16 protein-coding genes and 2 pseudogenes are annotated in these 16,063 nt (G+C 70.5%); 8 read left to right on the top strand and 10 right to left on the bottom strand.

Features of this window, described 5'->3' with window-relative positions:
• Positions 1–14: 14 nt before the first annotated feature.
• Positions 15–773 (bottom strand): endonuclease/exonuclease/phosphatase family protein, encoded by a 759-nt coding sequence (locus tag ABZV94_RS14375; RefSeq protein ID WP_356340570.1) that lies wholly within the window; start codon positions 771–773, stop codon positions 15–17.
• A complete protein-coding gene (locus tag ABZV94_RS14370) occupies positions 761–1,567 on the bottom strand; it encodes a hypothetical protein (protein WP_356340569.1) in 807 nt (268 codons plus the stop codon). The genes ABZV94_RS14375 and ABZV94_RS14370 overlap by 13 nt, the downstream gene beginning before the upstream one ends.
• A 294-nt stretch (positions 1,568–1,861) precedes the next feature.
• Between ABZV94_RS14370 and ABZV94_RS14365 the strand changes: the two genes are divergently transcribed.
• Entirely contained in the window at positions 1,862–2,263 is a 402-nt protein-coding gene (locus ABZV94_RS14365) for a hypothetical protein (RefSeq protein WP_356340568.1), read from the top strand.
• Between the two features lie 121 nt (positions 2,264–2,384).
• On the opposite strand, the pseudogene ABZV94_RS14360 reads toward ABZV94_RS14365, so the two are convergent.
• The 4 genes and pseudogenes from ABZV94_RS14360 to ABZV94_RS14345 form a co-directional block, all read right to left on the bottom strand.
• A pseudogene (locus ABZV94_RS14360) lies at positions 2,385–2,549 on the bottom strand (STAS domain-containing protein); the annotation flags it as partial.
• Between the two features lie 11 nt (positions 2,550–2,560).
• A pseudogene (locus ABZV94_RS14355) lies at positions 2,561–2,962 on the bottom strand (alpha/beta fold hydrolase); the annotation flags it as partial.
• A gap of 135 nt (positions 2,963–3,097) precedes the next feature.
• Positions 3,098–3,679 (bottom strand): GNAT family N-acetyltransferase, encoded by a 582-nt coding sequence (locus ABZV94_RS14350; RefSeq protein WP_356340567.1) that lies wholly within the window; start codon positions 3,677–3,679, stop codon positions 3,098–3,100.
• A gap of 349 nt (positions 3,680–4,028) precedes the next feature.
• A complete protein-coding gene (locus tag ABZV94_RS14345) occupies positions 4,029–4,868 on the bottom strand; it encodes an alpha/beta hydrolase (RefSeq protein WP_356340566.1) in 840 nt (279 codons plus the stop codon).
• Positions 4,869–5,017: 149 nt separating this feature from the next.
• On the opposite strand from ABZV94_RS14345, the gene ABZV94_RS14340 reads away from it, so the two are divergent.
• The 4 genes from ABZV94_RS14340 to ABZV94_RS14325 all read left to right on the top strand — a co-directional run bounded on the left by ABZV94_RS14340 (position 5,018) and on the right by ABZV94_RS14325 (position 8,645).
• The gene (locus ABZV94_RS14340; protein WP_356340565.1) at positions 5,018–5,725 is read left to right on the top strand and encodes a carbon-nitrogen hydrolase family protein; all 708 of its coding nucleotides are present in this window, start codon (positions 5,018–5,020) and stop codon (positions 5,723–5,725) included.
• Positions 5,726–6,225: 500 nt separating this feature from the next.
• Complete coding sequence (locus ABZV94_RS14335; protein WP_356340564.1) at positions 6,226–6,609, top strand: hypothetical protein; 384 nt, start codon at positions 6,226–6,228, stop codon at positions 6,607–6,609.
• Between the two features lie 255 nt (positions 6,610–6,864).
• The gene (locus ABZV94_RS14330; RefSeq protein ID WP_356340563.1) at positions 6,865–7,863 is read left to right on the top strand and encodes an ATP-binding cassette domain-containing protein; all 999 of its coding nucleotides are present in this window, start codon (positions 6,865–6,867) and stop codon (positions 7,861–7,863) included.
• On the top strand, positions 7,860–8,645 hold the full coding sequence (locus tag ABZV94_RS14325) for an ABC transporter permease (protein WP_356340562.1): 786 nt from the start codon (positions 7,860–7,862) through the stop codon (positions 8,643–8,645). Before ABZV94_RS14330 ends, ABZV94_RS14325 begins: the two co-directional genes overlap by 4 nt.
• 13 nt (positions 8,646–8,658) lie before the next feature.
• Here ABZV94_RS14325 and ABZV94_RS14320 read toward each other — a convergent pair whose 3' ends face one another.
• On the bottom strand, positions 8,659–9,402 hold the full coding sequence (locus ABZV94_RS14320) for a TetR/AcrR family transcriptional regulator (protein WP_356340561.1): 744 nt from the start codon (positions 9,400–9,402) through the stop codon (positions 8,659–8,661).
• 122 nt (positions 9,403–9,524) lie between these two features.
• A complete protein-coding gene (locus ABZV94_RS14315) occupies positions 9,525–10,844 on the bottom strand; it encodes a phosphatase PAP2 family protein (protein WP_356340594.1) in 1,320 nt (439 codons plus the stop codon).
• Between the two features lie 1,034 nt (positions 10,845–11,878).
• Here ABZV94_RS14315 and ABZV94_RS14310 point away from each other — a divergent pair.
• The 3 genes from ABZV94_RS14310 (at position 11,879) to ABZV94_RS14300 (ending at position 14,365) form a co-directional block, all read left to right on the top strand.
• Complete coding sequence (locus ABZV94_RS14310) at positions 11,879–12,547, top strand: DedA family protein (RefSeq protein WP_356340560.1); 669 nt, start codon at positions 11,879–11,881, stop codon at positions 12,545–12,547.
• Complete coding sequence (locus ABZV94_RS14305) at positions 12,544–13,152, top strand: phosphatase PAP2 family protein (protein WP_356340559.1); 609 nt, start codon at positions 12,544–12,546, stop codon at positions 13,150–13,152. The genes ABZV94_RS14310 and ABZV94_RS14305 overlap by 4 nt, the downstream gene beginning before the upstream one ends.
• A 130-nt stretch (positions 13,153–13,282) precedes the next feature.
• Positions 13,283–14,365: a sodium-dependent transporter gene (locus ABZV94_RS14300; protein WP_356340558.1), complete on the top strand. Its 1,083-nt coding sequence runs from the start codon at positions 13,283–13,285 to the stop codon at positions 14,363–14,365.
• 199 nt (positions 14,366–14,564) lie between these two features.
• Here ABZV94_RS14300 and ABZV94_RS14295 read toward each other — a convergent pair whose 3' ends face one another.
• Positions 14,565–14,870, bottom strand: coding sequence for a hypothetical protein (locus ABZV94_RS14295; RefSeq protein WP_356340557.1), 306 nt, complete (start codon positions 14,868–14,870; stop codon positions 14,565–14,567).
• Complete coding sequence (locus tag ABZV94_RS14290) at positions 14,867–15,886, bottom strand: hypothetical protein (RefSeq protein ID WP_356340593.1); 1,020 nt, start codon at positions 15,884–15,886, stop codon at positions 14,867–14,869. Before ABZV94_RS14290 ends, ABZV94_RS14295 begins: the two co-directional genes overlap by 4 nt.
• Between the last annotated feature and the right edge of the window lie 177 nt (positions 15,887–16,063).

Genomic DNA, 16,063 nt, shown 5'->3' with positions numbered 1-16,063 from the left:
CCGCGTCCGTCAGATCATCCGGCCGGCAGATGCACGCTGCCGTACAGGGTCCAGTGGTCGGAGTTCCCCGTGGTGGCGGAGACCGTGCAGTCGGAGATGGGCGCGTTCTTGGGCGAGAAGATGTAGTCCAGCTTCCTGGTCGGGTGCCCGTCGACCCCGTTGGCCGTCGGCTTGCCGGTGCGCAACGCGCCCGGGTCGCCCATCTGCCCGCACTCCTGGTACCTGTCGTAGACCACGTTCAGTGCCGTGCTCGGGCCCCCGTGCTCCACATCGGCGACGGGGTACGGCGGAACGAGGTTGAAGTCACCCCCGAAGACGACCCGGTACCCCCGGTCCTCGTACGTCTTGGCGATCTCGACGATCTTCTGCGCCTGCTGGACGCGGTACGTCCCCTGGGGATCGTCCTCGTCGTAGCCCGAGCTGAGGTGCGCGGAACAGGCGGCGAGGGCCTGGGCCGGCATGACGGCGCAGACCGCCGTGCGCTTCTCGAACGACGGGGACGGCAGGTCGTGCCGCTTGTACCAGGTGTTGGTGTCCGGGACGGCGATGGCCACGCCGTAGGCACCGCGGTCGGCGACGGTCTCGTCGTTCTTGTCGGTGATGGCACACTGCTTCTGGACCAGCGGCCCGCTGTCGCCCTGCTGGTGGATGGGGGCGAACCGGACATCCCAGCCGCGTCCGGTCCCGCCCTCGAGGACGGGCTTCTCCAGCATCCACTCGACGCGCTTGGCGTGCTTCTCGCAGAACTCCTGGAAGAAGATCACGTCCGGCATCTCGTTGTTACCCGATTGCGCAGCCGTGCCTGGATCCCGTCGGTCAGCTCCTGGTAGCCGGCGAGCCCCCCGCTCCAGGTGCACTGCTTGGCGTTCGCGCACACGTTCCAGGTCATCACGTTGACCTTGCCGGCGGGTGCCGCGGCGACGGCCGGCGGCACCTCCCACTCGTCGGCCGCTCCTTCTTCGTTCGCGATGGGCTCCAGGACGAACTTCTCCCAGGAGCCGATCTTCGACGCACGGGAGCGCAGCAGTCCGTCGCCCGACGCGCTCAGGTCGGCGGACACGTAGGTCATCGCCGCGTCCGTGTCGGCCTTCTTCGCCCCGAGGGCCAGCACGACCGAGCCCCGCGGGGACCCGGCCGGCGGAGCGTCGCTCAGGTACTCCGGGTAGAACTGCTGCCACTGCCCCAGCCGCACACCGCGCGCGCGGAGCATCCCCGTCCGCGGGTCGGCGTCCAAGAACTCCGACGACGCGAAGAAGCCCGTGGCGATGAACCGCATGCCGATCGTCTTGGCGGCGTGATTCGTGTGAAGGGTGAAGAGCTCCCACTTCTTCGGAGCGTCGCCCTGCGCCCGCAGACTCCACTCGTACTTGTCGTCGGTCTCGTTCATGTCGACGGACACGTACTTGCCGGTCACCACGGACTTGAGCGCCCACTTCTGACCGGCCGACTTGCTGACGGCGTCGGCGTCCTCGGAGATCTCCGAGGCGCTGGCCCGCGTGACGGTCAGCGCGTTGACGCCTGCCAGCAGTGCGCACAGCGCTGCCAGCAGTCCGATGAAACGACGCATGCATCCCCCTCCTTCATAGACCACGTGCCAGACCACGTGCGGCCGAGAAGAGAGCGTCGTACCGGACAGGTCAGCCAGCCCCCCGGCATCGTTCACGGGGTCCCACCCCCACGTCGCCTCCACGGCCGTGAAACGCCGATCATAGCGGAGTCGATCTTGCCGACGCCCGGACTCCCGGGCCGCCTCAGCGCTGTGACCAGGGCGAACAGTGGGCAGGAAGTGACTCAAGTGGCGTAAGTGGCGAGCCGACGCCAGCCTGGGAGGGTCCATCGAGCGACTGGACGGGAGACACACATGACCTCCGTACTGCGTCAGCACGGCCTTCGTACGCTCGGCGCCGGTGCCCTCTCCGTGGCGTTGCTCTCCGGCGGGACGGCCGGAGCGGTGGCCGTCGGCCCGACGCCCGGCTCCATGGCGTCGATCACCGTGAAGGCCGACAAGACCGAGGTGAAGGCCGGGGACAAAGTGACGTTCACCGGCCGTACCAAGGGCCTGAAGATCGGCTCCCCGCTCGTGCTCCAGCACGAGAAGTCCGGCAAGTGGACCTCGCTCCGGGCGACGGCCAAGGTCAAGAAGGGCAGTTCCTACGCCCTGATCGCCAAGCTCAACACCAAGGGCGCCGAGCACCTGCGGATCGCCGGCACGAGCGAATCCGGGAAGGTCTACTCGCCCACCGCCACGGTCAAGGTGAAGTAGCCCCGCGCTCCGGCAGTCCGCGAACGCCCCGAGCGGTCGTGGAAGCGGCCCGTGCCCAGGAAGACGGCACGGGCCGCGGTGGCGGCGGGGCGCCCTTGCCCGCGTGAGCGCGTCGTGGGCCTCAGGAGCGGATGGCGCTGTCGCTGTCCGGGTGGAGAGGGAAGATCTGGTCCAGGCCGGCGATCCGCAGGATCCGCAGGGTGTTGGCGGGTACGGCCGCCAGCGCGATGTCCGCCCCGGCGGCGTCGGCGTGGCCGCGTGCGGCGATCAGGGCGGTGATGCCGCTTCCTGCGCGCCGAACCCGCCCCGGTAACCGTCGTCGTCCATGTACCGCGGGGACGGAGCCACCATCACCAGCGCCCCGATGCGCTCCGGGGCCGCGTCCGCGGCCAGCACGCCGATCATCGCGCTGACCGAATGCCCCACGAACACCGCGTCGCGCAGGTCCAGCGCCTCGCACACCTCCACGACGTCCCGTGCGTACCCGTCCAGCGAGCCGTAACGGTCCTCGGAGAACGCGGACAGGTCCGAGCGGCCCGAACCGACGTAGTCGAAGACCACCACCCGGTAGTCCTCGACCAGTGCAGGCAGCGTCAGTCGCCACATGTTCTGGTCACAGCCGAACCCGTGGGCCAGCACCACGGCCGGCCCCCGCGGGTCGCCCGTGACGGCGACGTTGTTCCTGCGAGCGATGTCCATGCCCGCAAGTCCCCCAGTTCCGGGCCACCGCTCTCGCACGTCTCCCAGCGCCCCGCCCCCGCACGGCCGTGCCGGAACGGACTCGCGGGCCGTGGTCCGGAGCGGCTCGGTCGCCTCGGTTCCGCCGGCTCCTCGTCACCCCTCGCGGACACGGGCGTGCAGGTGCATGTCGTGCCAGCCGTCAGCGTGGAGCAGGGCCCGCCGCCGTACTCCTTCGAGGCTGTATCCGGTCTTCTCGGCGATGCGGCAGGACGCGGGGTTCGCCGTGGAGTGGCCGAGCTCCAGTCGGTGGAAGCCTGCGTGTTCCAGTGCCCAGTTCGTCACTCGGGCCACTGCCCGGGAGCAGACGCCCTTGCCGCGGGCCCGCGGGGCGGTCCAGTAGGCGATCTCGGCTTGGCCGCCGGCCATGATGACGGAGTGGAGGGCGACCCGTCCGAGGAGCGTGTCGCCGCCACGATCGACCACGGCCCAGTGGCAGGCGGTCTCGTTCTCCCAGCCGCGGCGCCACTGTTCGATCCACTCCCGGGCCTCGTCTTCGGAGTCCGCCCGGCGCAGGTGCCAGTGCTGGATCGCCGGGTCCTGGAACACCCGCACGACGGCCGCTGCGTCGGAGGGCGACCAGGGGCGCAGCAGCAGGTCGCCGTCGACCGGCAGTGTCGGCTGGACAGAGGCGTTCAGGGTGCCGGGAGGTATGACGGCGGTGGTCAGAGAAGGCATGATCGACATCATGGCAGGGCGCCGGCCGATGGTGGGCTGGTGGCCTGCGGAGCGCTTCCTGCCGGGGGCACGCTGATCGTGGCGGAGCCGGGGCAGGCGGCCTCGACCGCCGCCGCGAGGCCACGCGCGGCCTGGCAGGCGGCGCCCCGTCGCTGACGAAGCGTCACCCCCTCGTAGAGCCGCCGCATTTCGACCGGCCGCTATCCTCACATGCGTGAGCCCCCTGGCCGGATACAGGAGGCGCACACCTCCCGCCGCGAGGTGGGGCCACGCTCGGGCACACCTGAGCGCGTATGAACACCTGATAGCTGGTCGCGGTCCGTGGCCCTCGCTCCCGGCCGTCGAGGCGTCAGGCGTGCTCGTCGAGGAAGTCCAAGAGCAGGCCGCACAGCGTTTCCGGCTGCTCCAGGTGCAGGTCGTGACCGGTCTTGGGAATGCTGACGGCCACGGTGGCGGGCCCTCGACGGAGCATGCCGTCGACTTCCTGCGGCGAGACGAAGCCGGACTGGGCCAGAACCAGCAAGGTCGGGCACGTGACCTGGTCCCACTCGGCCCAGAAGGGGCGTTGGGCGTTTTCCGCCAGCGAGCGGACCATCACGTCCCGATCGAAACGCGGCCACCAGCCTCCGTCGCGCTCTTCCAGACCGGCCGCCCAACCGTCACCGGCCGGTCCGCCACCGAGGAACTGGGCGGCGGCCTCCCGGGAGGCGAACGGGACCGGCCACGAGTCGAGCCACTCGCCGATCGCGACGGGAACGTTCGGGTCCCCGGAACCCGGGCCGGCCTCGACGAGCACCAGCGCGCGGACCCGGTCCGGATGGGCGGCGGCCGTCAGCAGAGCCGTGTGTCCGCCCAGAGACTGACCTACCATCACCGGCCGGCGCAGCTCCAGCTGATCGATGACGGTGACGGCGTCGGCGACGTACGCGGCGCGGGAGACGTCCCGCGGATGGCGTTCGCTGGCGCCGTGTCCGCGTTGGTCGACCGCGACGACGCGATACCGGGGGCTCAGGCCCCGGGCCACCGCCTCCCACTCCCCGGAGTGGCCCGCCAGACCATGCAGCAGCACGAGGGGCGTGCCGGGCCCACCCCAGTCGCGGCAGACCAGCCGCACTCCGTCGCGTGTCACTGTGCGCTCAGACCAAACCACTGCGGGTCCCCCACCGGATCGACTGCTGATCTTGCCCATTGTGCAAGACCTCGGGTGTCGGATCCTCCGAGTACGACGATGTTCCGCATACGGCTGGTACGCACCGGCGCCGGTGACTCCTCGGCCATGGACCATGGCACGACACCCCCTGTGACCTGGAGGAACGGGGAGTGGCAGGATGGAACCCCATGAAGATCGCAGCAGGTCAGTTCACCTGCGTTCCGGCTGATGTGGCCGCCAACGTCCGGCAGATGACCGTCCTCGCGGGCCAGGCCCGGGCTCAGGGCGCAGAGCTCGTGGTGTTTCCCGAGCTGGCCTTGACCGGGTACGAGCTCGAGGCCGTACTCGCTGATCCCGGCCTCTGGGCGACGGCGGAGGATCCGCGCCTGGACATGATCCGGGAGAGCGGCGTCGCCACCGTCGTCAATTGCGTGGCGGCCACCGACGGGCCACGGCCCGCGATCGAGACGCTGGTCTTCGGGGCCGACGGCGAGCTGCTCACCACCTACCGGAAACAGCACCTGTTCGAGCATGAGCAGGCGGCGTTCACAGCCGGGCGGCACGATGGGCGATTCGAGTGCGCAGGCGTGCGCTTCGCGCTCGCCACGTGCTACGACAACCACTTTCCCGACCTGACCGCGCGTGGCTCTGCTGACGGGTGCCAAGTGCACCTGGCCAGCTCGCTGTACGGCACCGGCGGCGGAGCCGAAGAGCTCGCGGCGGTCTATCCGGGCATCGCCAAGGACTCGAACATGCACGTCGTCCTGGCCAACCATGTGGGACCGGCAGGGCCGTGGACCGGCTGCGGCCGTTCCTCCGTGTGGGCCCCGGGCGGCGACCTCCTGGCAGAGGCCGACACGCGGACAGGCATGCTCGTCATGGCCGACGTCGGGTAACTCCGAGCCGCCGGTGATCCCGCCACCGGCCACATCGGTCAGCGCTCTTGGGGTATGCGGCTGCGGTCGTCTTCGCAGGGAGCCGGCTGTGGGCGCTGTGCCGGCAGCCGCATCCGAGCACACCAGCTCGATGTACGCGACTGGCACCCGGCGGTGGTTGGCCGGCGTCCGCCACTTCCGGCGAGCCACCTGCACCGCGTCGACCGCGTCGATGATCACGCTCTGGTCCAGCGCCAGCACGCCGTCGGCAAGCGCCTCGGCAACGAGGCTGGCCGCCAGCCCGGTTGGCTGACCTCGGTCCACGCTGTCGCGCCACATCGCCGCCCCGACGGGTCGACCGGCACGACCACGGCAGGCAGGGCCGAACAGGTGCGGGGTGCGAGAGATCGATGATGACGAAGGGTGACGCCTGCGACGAGTCATAGGCCGACCGAGCATCGACAGGACTCCTCTCACCTCACTGCTACTCTTTGCGGGTTCAAGTGGCGCAGGGGGAAGTCGTGTTCACGTCGGTCACCACGGATTGGCCGTGGCTGTTGGCTGTCGCCGCCCTTGTGATCCACTGCTCCGCCATGGCGAAGTGGGTACCGATCCAGAGGTTCTGGGCGGTGTATCCCTTCATCTGGGTGGTGTGCGGTACTGGCGCGGTGGCGCTCGGATCCTGGCGCCGCTTCGCTCTCGGCGACATGCTCGTGCTGTGCTCGTTCGCGCTCATCGGGCTGACGATCGGCCTGTACCCGACGCGCAAGCTGTTCACGGTATGGGCGCAGGAGATCAACAACGGAGTGACGCGCGAGCGCTACGACTATCCGCGCTCACACCTCGCGTTCTGTGCGGCCTCGGTGCTCGTCATGCTGGCCGCCGCGGTCTTGTTGGCCCACTGATACGCCGTCAGCCGGGACCGAATGTCGTCCGCATGCTGCGGCAACAGCATCATCGCCCCGATCCCCTGCCGATTCCCCCGCCCGTCCGCCGGTGGCCGGGATTCCGACGCTGACGAAGACGGGCCTGGCCGCAGCCACCGAACGGCGAGAGCGCGGGACAGCCGAACCCACCCCCGAACCAGTTGCGTACGGCGTACTCACTTACGTACAGTCATACCGCGTACGGCGTACTCGCTTTCGTGAAGTGGAGGAGACGTGGACTCACCCACCGTGTCGGCCCAGGGACTTCGAAAACGGTTCGGTGACTTCGAAGCACTGGCCGGCCTCGATCTGGCCGTGCCGCCCGCTACCGTCTACGGGCTGCTCGGGCCGAACGGCGCGGGCAAGAGCACCACCGTCCGGATTCTCAGCACGCTGACCCGCCCCACGGCAGGACGGGCCACCATCGCCGGCTTCGACGTGGCAGAACACCCGGGCAAGGTCCGCGAAGTCATCGGACTGGCCGGGCAGCACGCGGCCATGGACGCCAAGCTGACGGGCCGCGAGAACCTGCGGGTCTTCGGCAGACTGGCCCGGCTGGGCCGGCGCGGCGCCCGGCGGCGTGCCGACGAGCTGCTGGAGCGGTTCGAGCTCACCGAGGCCGCGGACCGGCAGGTCAGCACCTACTCCGGCGGCATGCGACGGCGCATCGATCTGATCGCCAGCCTGCTGCGTGCGCCGTCCGTCCTCTTCCTGGACGAGCCCACCACCGGACTCGACCCGCGCAGCCGCCTGGAGATCTGGGCCGTCGTGCGGGAGCTGGTCGCGGGCGGCACGACCGTGCTGCTCACCACCCAGTACCTGGAGGAGGCCGACCAACTCGCCTCGGCCGTGGCCGTGATCGACCGCGGTCGCGTGATCGCCGAAGGCACCCCGGCACAGCTCAAGACCGGGATCGGCAGTCACATCGATGTGGAGGTGGGCGGCGAGGACGACCTCCCGGAGGCCATGGCGATCCTCGAGCGGATGACCGGCGGACAGCCGCGGGCCGAGGACCTGCGCATCGTCACGGGTGTGCACGGCACGGCACCCTCGGTACCGCGGATCGTACGTGAACTCGACGCGGCCGGGGTGGCCATCCAGGACGTAGGAGTCCGCAGGCCCAGCCTCGACGACGTCTTCCTCACCCTCACCGGCCGCCCCGCGGAGGAGCCCGCGGGGAAGCGGAACGACGGACAGCCCGAGCAGCGCGAGAAGCAGGAGGCGGCAGCGTGATCGTCCTGGCGGACAGCCTCACCCTGATCGAGCGCAAGCTCCTCCAGCTGCGGCATCAGCCCGGCACCCTCGTCGCGATGCTGGTGATGCCGGCCGTCATGGTCGTCCTCTTCGGCTATGTCTTCGGCAGCGCCATCCAGGTACCGGGCGGTGGCAACTACCGCGAGTACCTCATGCCCGGCCTGTTCGTGATGACCGGCATGTTCGCGCTGTCCTCGGCGATGGTGGACGCCGCCGGCGACCAGAGCCGCGGGGTGACCGACCGGCTGCGCTCGATGCCCACCTCCCGCATGGCGGTGCCTGTCGGCCAGACGGGTGCGGACGCCGTCACGGGACTGTTCGGACTGGTCATCCTGCTGTCCTGCGGGCTGGCCATCGGCTGGCGCGCGCACCACGGACTCGGTCGCGCCATGGCCGCGGTCGGTGTCCTGCTCCTCTTCCGCTACACCATGTCCTGGGTCGGTACGTACCTGGGGCTGGTACTGCCGTCGGAGCAGACGGCCGACTCGCTGTCACCCCTCACCCTGCCGCTCAGCATGCTGTCCAACGCGTTCGTGCCCACCGACGGGATGCCGGCCTGGCTGCGGGCGGTCTGCGAGTGGAACCCGATCAGCGCCGCGGTCGCCGCGTGCCGGCAGCTGTTCGGCAACCCCGGGATGGCCGCCACGGACGGCTCCTGGCCGCTCACCCACCCGCTGGCCGCGACCCTGCTGTGGGCCGCGGTGCTCCTGGTGGTCTTCGTCCCGCTCTCGGTACGGCGCTACGCCCGCGCCGGACGGTGAGCCCCGTCCGTTGTCAGGAGCTCTCCGGCGGCTCGTTCCCCGTTGAGCCGGACAGGGCCGGGAAACGGGCCTCGACGCCGTCCAGCAGGATGGCGAGGCCCACCTCGAACTGCTCGTCGTGGCCGGCGTGCCGCGCCTCGTGGACCAACCGCTCCAGGTACGGGAAGCGGCCGGTGGCCAGCAGTTCGGTCATGTACGGCCCCATCCGCTTCTGCCAGGCCTTGCGGTCCTCCCCGGAGCGCAAGGCCGCTTCCCGCTCCGCCGTCTCGGCCTGGGTGGCACCCGTGACCCAGTGCCGGATCAGGTTCACGACGTGGACCATGTCGTCGATGCTCAGTCCGCGGCCGTCGACGAGGGCGAGGTCGCGCTCGTTGGCCCGGAGCATGTTGGGGCCCATGATCGGCCGGCCGGCCATGGCGTGCGCGAGCCAGGGGTGCCGGCGCAACGTCTCCCGGTACCGGCGTGCGAACGTGGCCAGATCCGCACGGGCGTCCCCGGTCGGCTCCTGCGGTTCGAAGCCGAGGGCCTGGTCGATCACCACGGCGTACAGGTCCTCCTTGTTCGGCAGGTACCTGTAGAGCGTCATGGCGCCGGTGCCGAGTTCCTTGGCGATGCGCCGCATCGTCACCGCCTCGATGCCCTCGCTGTCGGCCAGCGCGATCGCCACCTCGGCGATGCGCTCTCGGCTGTACGTCGGAGCCGGTCCGCGCGCCCCTCTTTCCCGCCGCAACCAGATGATCGGATTCGGATCGCTCATGCGCCGATGGTAACCGCGTACAACGTCCTCGATTACCTCCCGGCTGCCTGCCGTCGGACGGGACCAGCGACGGGCGCTCCGGCTGCCGCATGCTCAAGGAGTCTCAATGCGAGGCGACCCGCTCAGGCGGGTTCGGGTTCGGGTTCCGCTTCGGTTTCGGGTTTCGGCTCTGGTTGACGTTTCGGCGCGGCCGTCGGTTCCCACAGTTGGGTGGTCCGTATGTAGCCGTAGACCACCGAGGCGGTCACGAGAAGGAGGAGCGGCCCGAAAACCGCTGGGTGTCTGGCCAGTTCCATCGGCAGATAACGGTACGACAGCAGGAGCGCGGCGAATACCGTGGCGCCGTATATGAGGAACTGGATTCCCGGCCGGTCCCAGCCACGGTCGAGGGAGCGCAGCGCTGCCTCGATGGTGAGCGCGAACACCACGCCGGCCAGGAGATCCGCGCCGTAGTGGTAGCCGAATCCCAGCGTGGCGCCGAGCGTGGCAATCAGCCAGAACGTCCCTGCCCAGCGCAGAAATCGCGGGCCTTTTCGGGAATGAATGAAAATCGCGGTGGCCCACGCCGTGTGCAGGCTGGGCATGCAGTTGCGCGGGGTTATCCCGTCGTACGACATCGGGTGCGGGGTGGTGATCGCCGACGGCGTGTCCGGCCACAGGTTGGCCACCGCCCAGTGCACGCCGCCGGTACCGGAGGCACCCGGACCGTAGGCGAAGACCGGTCCGACCACCGGGAAGATCATGTATATGCCCGGTCCGAGCAGCCCGATCACCAGGAAGGTGCGCACCAGGTGGTGGCTCGGGAAGCGGCGCTCGACCGCAACGTTGCGCAGCTGGTACAGCGCGACGACGACCGCGGCCACCGCCAGCTGCCCGTAGACGAGGTGGAGAAGGTGGCCGCTGATCGGATCGGTGGCCCTGACGATCCGGCCCGCAAGCCACGACGGGTTGCCCAGCGCATGATCGGCAGTGGCCACGTACTGGTCGAGCACCATCGGGCGGGACTTGGAGGTGATGAACAGCCAGGTATCGCCCGTTTTGCGGCCGGCCACCAGCAGCAGGCCCATTCCGACGCCCTTCAGCAGCAGGACGCGTTCGGGGCCGGTGCGGCGCGTGACAGCGATCACCGCATATCCCAACATCACCCACAATGCGCCGTTTCCGAACCAACGGCCGTCGCTCATGTCGGCGTCGACCGCCCACCGCACCAACAGGAAACCGACGTCGATCCCGATCGCGATACCGGCCGCGATGAACCGTTGCCGCCAGGTGAGCACGACCATCATGAGCGCCAAGCCGCCGTACAGGGGCCCGGGTTTGGGGGCGAATATCAGCTCGCTCACCTGGTTGGTGACCGGCCCCGGTTCACCGTAACGGCGCGCGGCGATCTCCAGCTCGACGAGGAGCGCAAGAGCCGCCACGCCGGCTGCGACCCATACCATCGCCCGCCGTTGACGCCATGCGGCCGACGCGGCTCTGCCGTTTTCTTGCGAGAACACCCGTGACGCTCTGGATTTCAATCGTTTGGCCGCTTTGCTCGGAGGAGTTCGGTGGATGAAAAGCAAGGTGAGTAACCGTCGAAAGTTCGAACATCCTATCGGAGCGGTGCGGGTGGCGTAGGTGGGATCCGGACGTTGCGGGGCAGGGCACCTGCTGGGGCACTGCGGCGCCGACCCGGAGACGGTCTCCTGCCCGCGCTGCGGCGGGGAAGCGGCACCTGGCTGGTGGGCGGAGGCCGTCACCGAGCGCTACGACGAGGGCTTCTCGACGCTCATCGCCCGCCCTCCTGTCTGCCACGGCCGACTTCTCGGTCGACAGCCTGAGCATCACCTCTGTCCGACCCTGCGCCGTGTCGCCCTCGGGGCCGGGCCGCCCCGACGAGGATGCCCCGCCGGCTTCGTGCGCAGGGTATTCCTCGTGAGCGGCGCGACGGTGTTCCCCGCCATGGGGGGGCGGCGCGCCGGCATTCGCTGACGACGACTACGCCTCCACGGCCTCGCCCGGTACGTGTACGGCAAGACCCGCGCCGACGGGCCGAGTCAGAAGCACGTCCACTCCGTCGTCCGCACGCCGAACGGCAACGACTACGGCCGCGAACTGCTGCGCCAGCACTGTCCGTGCGCACACCAGCATGTTGCGCCGCTCGCGTGCGGCGCCGGGCGCCATGTTCGCCCAGCGCCCAGCCGGCCGTCCTCGATGGCCATGCCTCCTGCGTCCCTGGCCGAGGCAGCCGGTCGCCGGAGGTGTGCCGACCATTTGGGTGACCTCGATGCCAGGGCTACTAGCTGCGAAGCCGGATGCGGCACCGGCGACGAGCGTATGCGTGAACCACGGGCGACTGTGACCGGTGCGCACGTCCCCCGCTCGGGAACGCGCCCGGGCCGCCGTTCGTCTACAGTTCGGTAGACCGTCTACTTCTCTGTAGTCACTCGTTCGGCAGGCGCTCGCTTTCACCCGATCCGCAAGGAAGGCACCGATGACAGGTCCGCCCTATCCGGCCACGCAGCTGGCCGTCAATGTGCTCGACGCCCATTCACTCCTGGCCGCCTTCGGGGTGCTGGGGGTCGGCGTGGTGATGTTCGCCGAGACGGGACTGCTGATCGGTTTCTTCCTCCCGGGTGACTCCCTGCTGTTCACGGCGGGTCTGCTGTGCACCGGTACGGCGGACCAGGGGGTGAAACTCTCCCTGGGGCCGCTGCTGGTCGCGGCGGCCGTCGGCGCCCTGGCCGGGGCGCAGTGCGGATATCTGATCGGCCGCAAGGCGGGCGGCGCGGTGATCGCCCGCAGCCACTCCCGGCGTCTGCGCGAGGGCGTGCAGCGCGCCGAGGAACTGCTGAAGCGGTACGGGCATGCCAGGGCAGTGGTCCTCGCCCGGTTCGTCCCGGTGGTGCGGACGGTGCTGAACCCGTTGGCGGGTGCGCTGGAGGTTCCGGTGCGGACCTTCACGCTGTGGCAGGTGATCGGCGGCCTGGTCTGGAGCGTCGGTCTCACCCTCGCGGGGTACGCGCTGGGGTCTTCGATACCGAACGTCGACCATTACCTGCTGCCGTTGGTCGCTTTGATCGTCGCCGTCTCCCTGATTCCCCTTCTCGCCGAGGTGCTGCGCACCCGCAGGGGTGCCGACGCCAAGGAAGGAAACAGGTGATCCTGGCTTTCGACGGGTCCTCGATCGACGGCTCCGCCTACGAAGACGTGATACGCCTCGCGCACCACTCACCGGGCTGGCTCGACGACACGGTCTCGGCCTGGTCGACCTACGGGTCCGGGGTGTTCGCCGCCTTGGCCGCCGTCGGCTGGTGGCGCGCTCGGCGCTCGGGGGCTGTCGCCGCCGCGGTGACGGCGCTGGCCGTACCGCTCGTGGTGGTCGTGGCTTACGGCGTCGACGCCACCCTGAAACTGGCGGTGCGGGAGGACCGGCCGTGTCACAGCCTGCACGTGAGCACGCTGGAGGCGTGCCCGGAGCCGGGTGACTGGTCGTTCCCCAGCAACCACGCGGCCATAGCCGCCGCCGCTGCCCTGGCGCTGGTGTTCGTCTCCCGCCGTCTCGGCACGGTCGCGGTCGTGGCGGCGCTGGCGATGGCGGCGTCCCGGGTCTGGGTCGGCGCGCACTATCCGCACGACGTGCTGGCCGGCCTCGCCGTCGGCGCGGTGGTGGCACTGGTCGCGATGCCCGGGGCGAGGCGGCAGTCCGAAACGCTGGCACGGTGGCTCGCCGCCAAGCGCCTGGGCGCCCTGCTGCTGACCTCCTGACCCCTCGACAGGTGACAGGAGCGGCAGGCCGGTCGGCCCCGGGGACCGCGGGTGCCTCGACGTTTCACGCGCCATGGGCAGTGACCGTGCCACCGGCCGCCTGAAGGACGACGTGAGGGGAGAAGGCGCCTTGAACACCCTTACCGCCGCCCCAGGACTGGCCGAGCGGGCCACGAGCTGGCTGCGACGCCGGCTGGGCCGCGCGGTCGTCCTGGCCTACGCCGCGGCACTGCTCCTGCCGGGGCTCGGACTGTGGCTGCGCGGTGCTCACGCGCTGCCGCTCGGCTGGGGGCGCACCCTGCCCTTGCCCACCGCACAGCTCCTGCTCTCCTTGGTGCTCTTCTCGGCCGGGCTCCAGGTTCCCTTGAGCGCGCTGGGCACCCTGCTGCGGCGCCCGGTCGCCCTGCTGGCCGGGCTGCTCCTGCACTTGTCGATCCCCCTGCTGGCCATTCCCGCCGTGGCGTTCCTGCTGCGGCAGACTCCCGACACCGACGGAGGCAGCGGTCTGGTCACCGCGATGATCCTGATCGTGACGATGCCCGTCGCGGCGGGGGCCACCGTGTGGACCGGCAAGGGCGACGGCGACCAGCCGACGATGGTGGGACTCGTCCTCGCCTCCACACTCCTCAGCCCGCTCACCACGCCCTTGGTCATCAGTACCCTGCTGCCGCTGCTCAGCGGCGGGTACGGGTCCAGACTCGCCAGGATCGAGGACGCCCACGGGGGATTCGCCCTGCTGGGTGTCGTCCTGCCCTGTGCGGCCGGCATCCTGTGCCGCCTGGTACTGCCCGCGCCGCTGCTCCGCCGGGTACTCTGCGTCGTCGTGCCGACCGCCCTGGCCGGCTCCCTCCTTCTGACCTACGTCAATGCCAGCGGCGCCCTCGGCTCCTTCCTCGCGCGCCCGCGACCGCTGCTGCTCGCCGCCGCGTTGACCGTGGCGACGCTGGTCTGCGTGCTGTCCTTCGCCCTGGGCCACGGCGCCGCGCGCCTTCTGCGGTTGGACGCCCCGGCGGCGTCGTCCCTCACGCTCGCCTGCGGCATGAACAACAGCAGCGCGAGCGCCGTCCTGATCACCACCACGCTGCCCGACAAGCCACACCTGCTCCTGCCGGTCCTCGCCTACGGGCTGCTGCAGAAGACGGCGGCGAACCGCGTCGTACGCCGCACCCCCGGGCGTTCAGCCGATCCGCTGCCGCCACCCTGCGCGTCCTGAGGACGCCGCGGTCGGGCAGTGCGAGACGGAGAGGCAGCCATCGTCGAGTGACACCGAGTCGTGGTCACTGGGCATGGCCGACGCGAGGGGGCCGCGGCGCGCGGCGGTCGATGGCCGCACCGCCTCCGGCTGAGGTGGTCCCCCGGCAGGTGGCGGGGCTGCCGAGCGGCGGGTGGTCGCTTTCCAGGAGAGCACGCCATCAGGGCCGCCGGATAGCCGTGTCGATAGCTACGCCCGGGGCGGGCCAGGTAGCCAGCGGCTCGGCGGTCTCCTCGTCCGTCAGGGTGAGGCGGGCGCCGGGCATGTTCCCGTATGCGCCGACCCAGCGCCGGAACTTGTCCCGGGCCACCTCCTCGCGGTCCCACCAGCCGTGCTGCACCGGTCGGCCGCCGGATTCGAGCAGCAGGTGGTAGCGGCTGCCGGAGTCGCTGCTGTGTGGCTGGTCCGGCTCGCGGGCGGCCGGGGACGCGCTCGGGGCCCCTCGCCTCACCGGGAGAGTGGTCATGAGGCCCGGCGCAGGGGCAGGACGGCGGCCGGCCCGACGGAGCCGGGTCCGAACTTGTCGCGGATGCGGTCCATGGCCTGCTCGGCGACCAGGCGGGACTCCCGGGCGCCGTCCAGGCTGATCTGCTCGGCGACCTGGCCGGCGTCGATGAGGTCCTCGCCTTTCAGCACGATCCCGGTCAGGCGGGCGCGTTGCAGGCCGGCGGCGTCCATCAGCCGGTAGGCGACGGTGCGTACGTCGTCCTCGTGGGCGGAGGGTTCGGGCAGACGGCGCGTCTTCTCCCAACGGCTGCCGTCCGCGAAGCGCAGGGTCAGCGTGATCGCGCGTGCGGCCTGGCCTCGACGGCGCAGCTGCAGGCCGAGCCGGACGACGAGGTCGAGCAGAGCGGTCCGGACGACGGCGCCGTCCAGGGTGTGGCTCGCGAAGCGGTGGCGCACGGCGGCGGAGGCCGGCAGCGCCCGGGGGACGACGGGGCGCGGGTCGATGCCGCGGGCACGGGCGACGGCGAGCCGGCCGGCTGTCTTGCCCAGCAGACGCTGCACGGTCGCCGGGGAGACGGCGGCGAGCAGGCCGACCGAGTGGATGCCGTAGTCACGGAGCACGGCCGCATGGCGGGGGCTGATCCCGTGCAGGGCCTCCACCGGAAGCGGCGCGAGCCAGTCGGTGACCTGCTCGGGGGCGATGGCGAGGACGCCACCGGGATGAGTGATCTGGGCGGAGGCGGTGGCCGCGACGGTGATCGTGGGCCCGATGCCGACCCGGACGTCGACCCCGAGGTGCGAAATGGTCCGCACGCGCAGGACCTCGCCCAGATGAGCCGCGTCGGTGCCGTGATAGCGCAGGGCGCCTTTCAGCTCGACCAGGGCAGCGGACGGCGGCAGCGCCTGCACGACCGGCGACAGGCCGGCCAGCAGCTCCAGTACCCGCCGGTAGGTCTCTTCCGGCAACCGGTCCGGACAGCGCACATGCATCACCGTCGCCGGCGCGGTCCCGGTCTGCTTCCCGAAGTCGTTCACGGTGCTCACCTCCCACCCCTCACACTATCGAACAGAAAATCGAACACACGAGTACGGCGAGCACGGCTGTGCGCGTGGCGTCGGCCGTCAGGTGTGCTGGCCACAGGCGAGCTCGCCTGCACACGGGGCCCGATCAGGCGCTGACCGTAACCGGCTAGACCGCCTGACGCCGGCCGG

It is taken from the genome of Streptomyces sp. NPDC004658 (genome assembly GCF_040609555.1).
In the GTDB taxonomy this organism is placed as follows: domain Bacteria; phylum Actinomycetota; class Actinomycetes; order Streptomycetales; family Streptomycetaceae; genus Streptomyces.
This window is presented reverse-complemented; position numbering and strand designations above follow the sequence as displayed.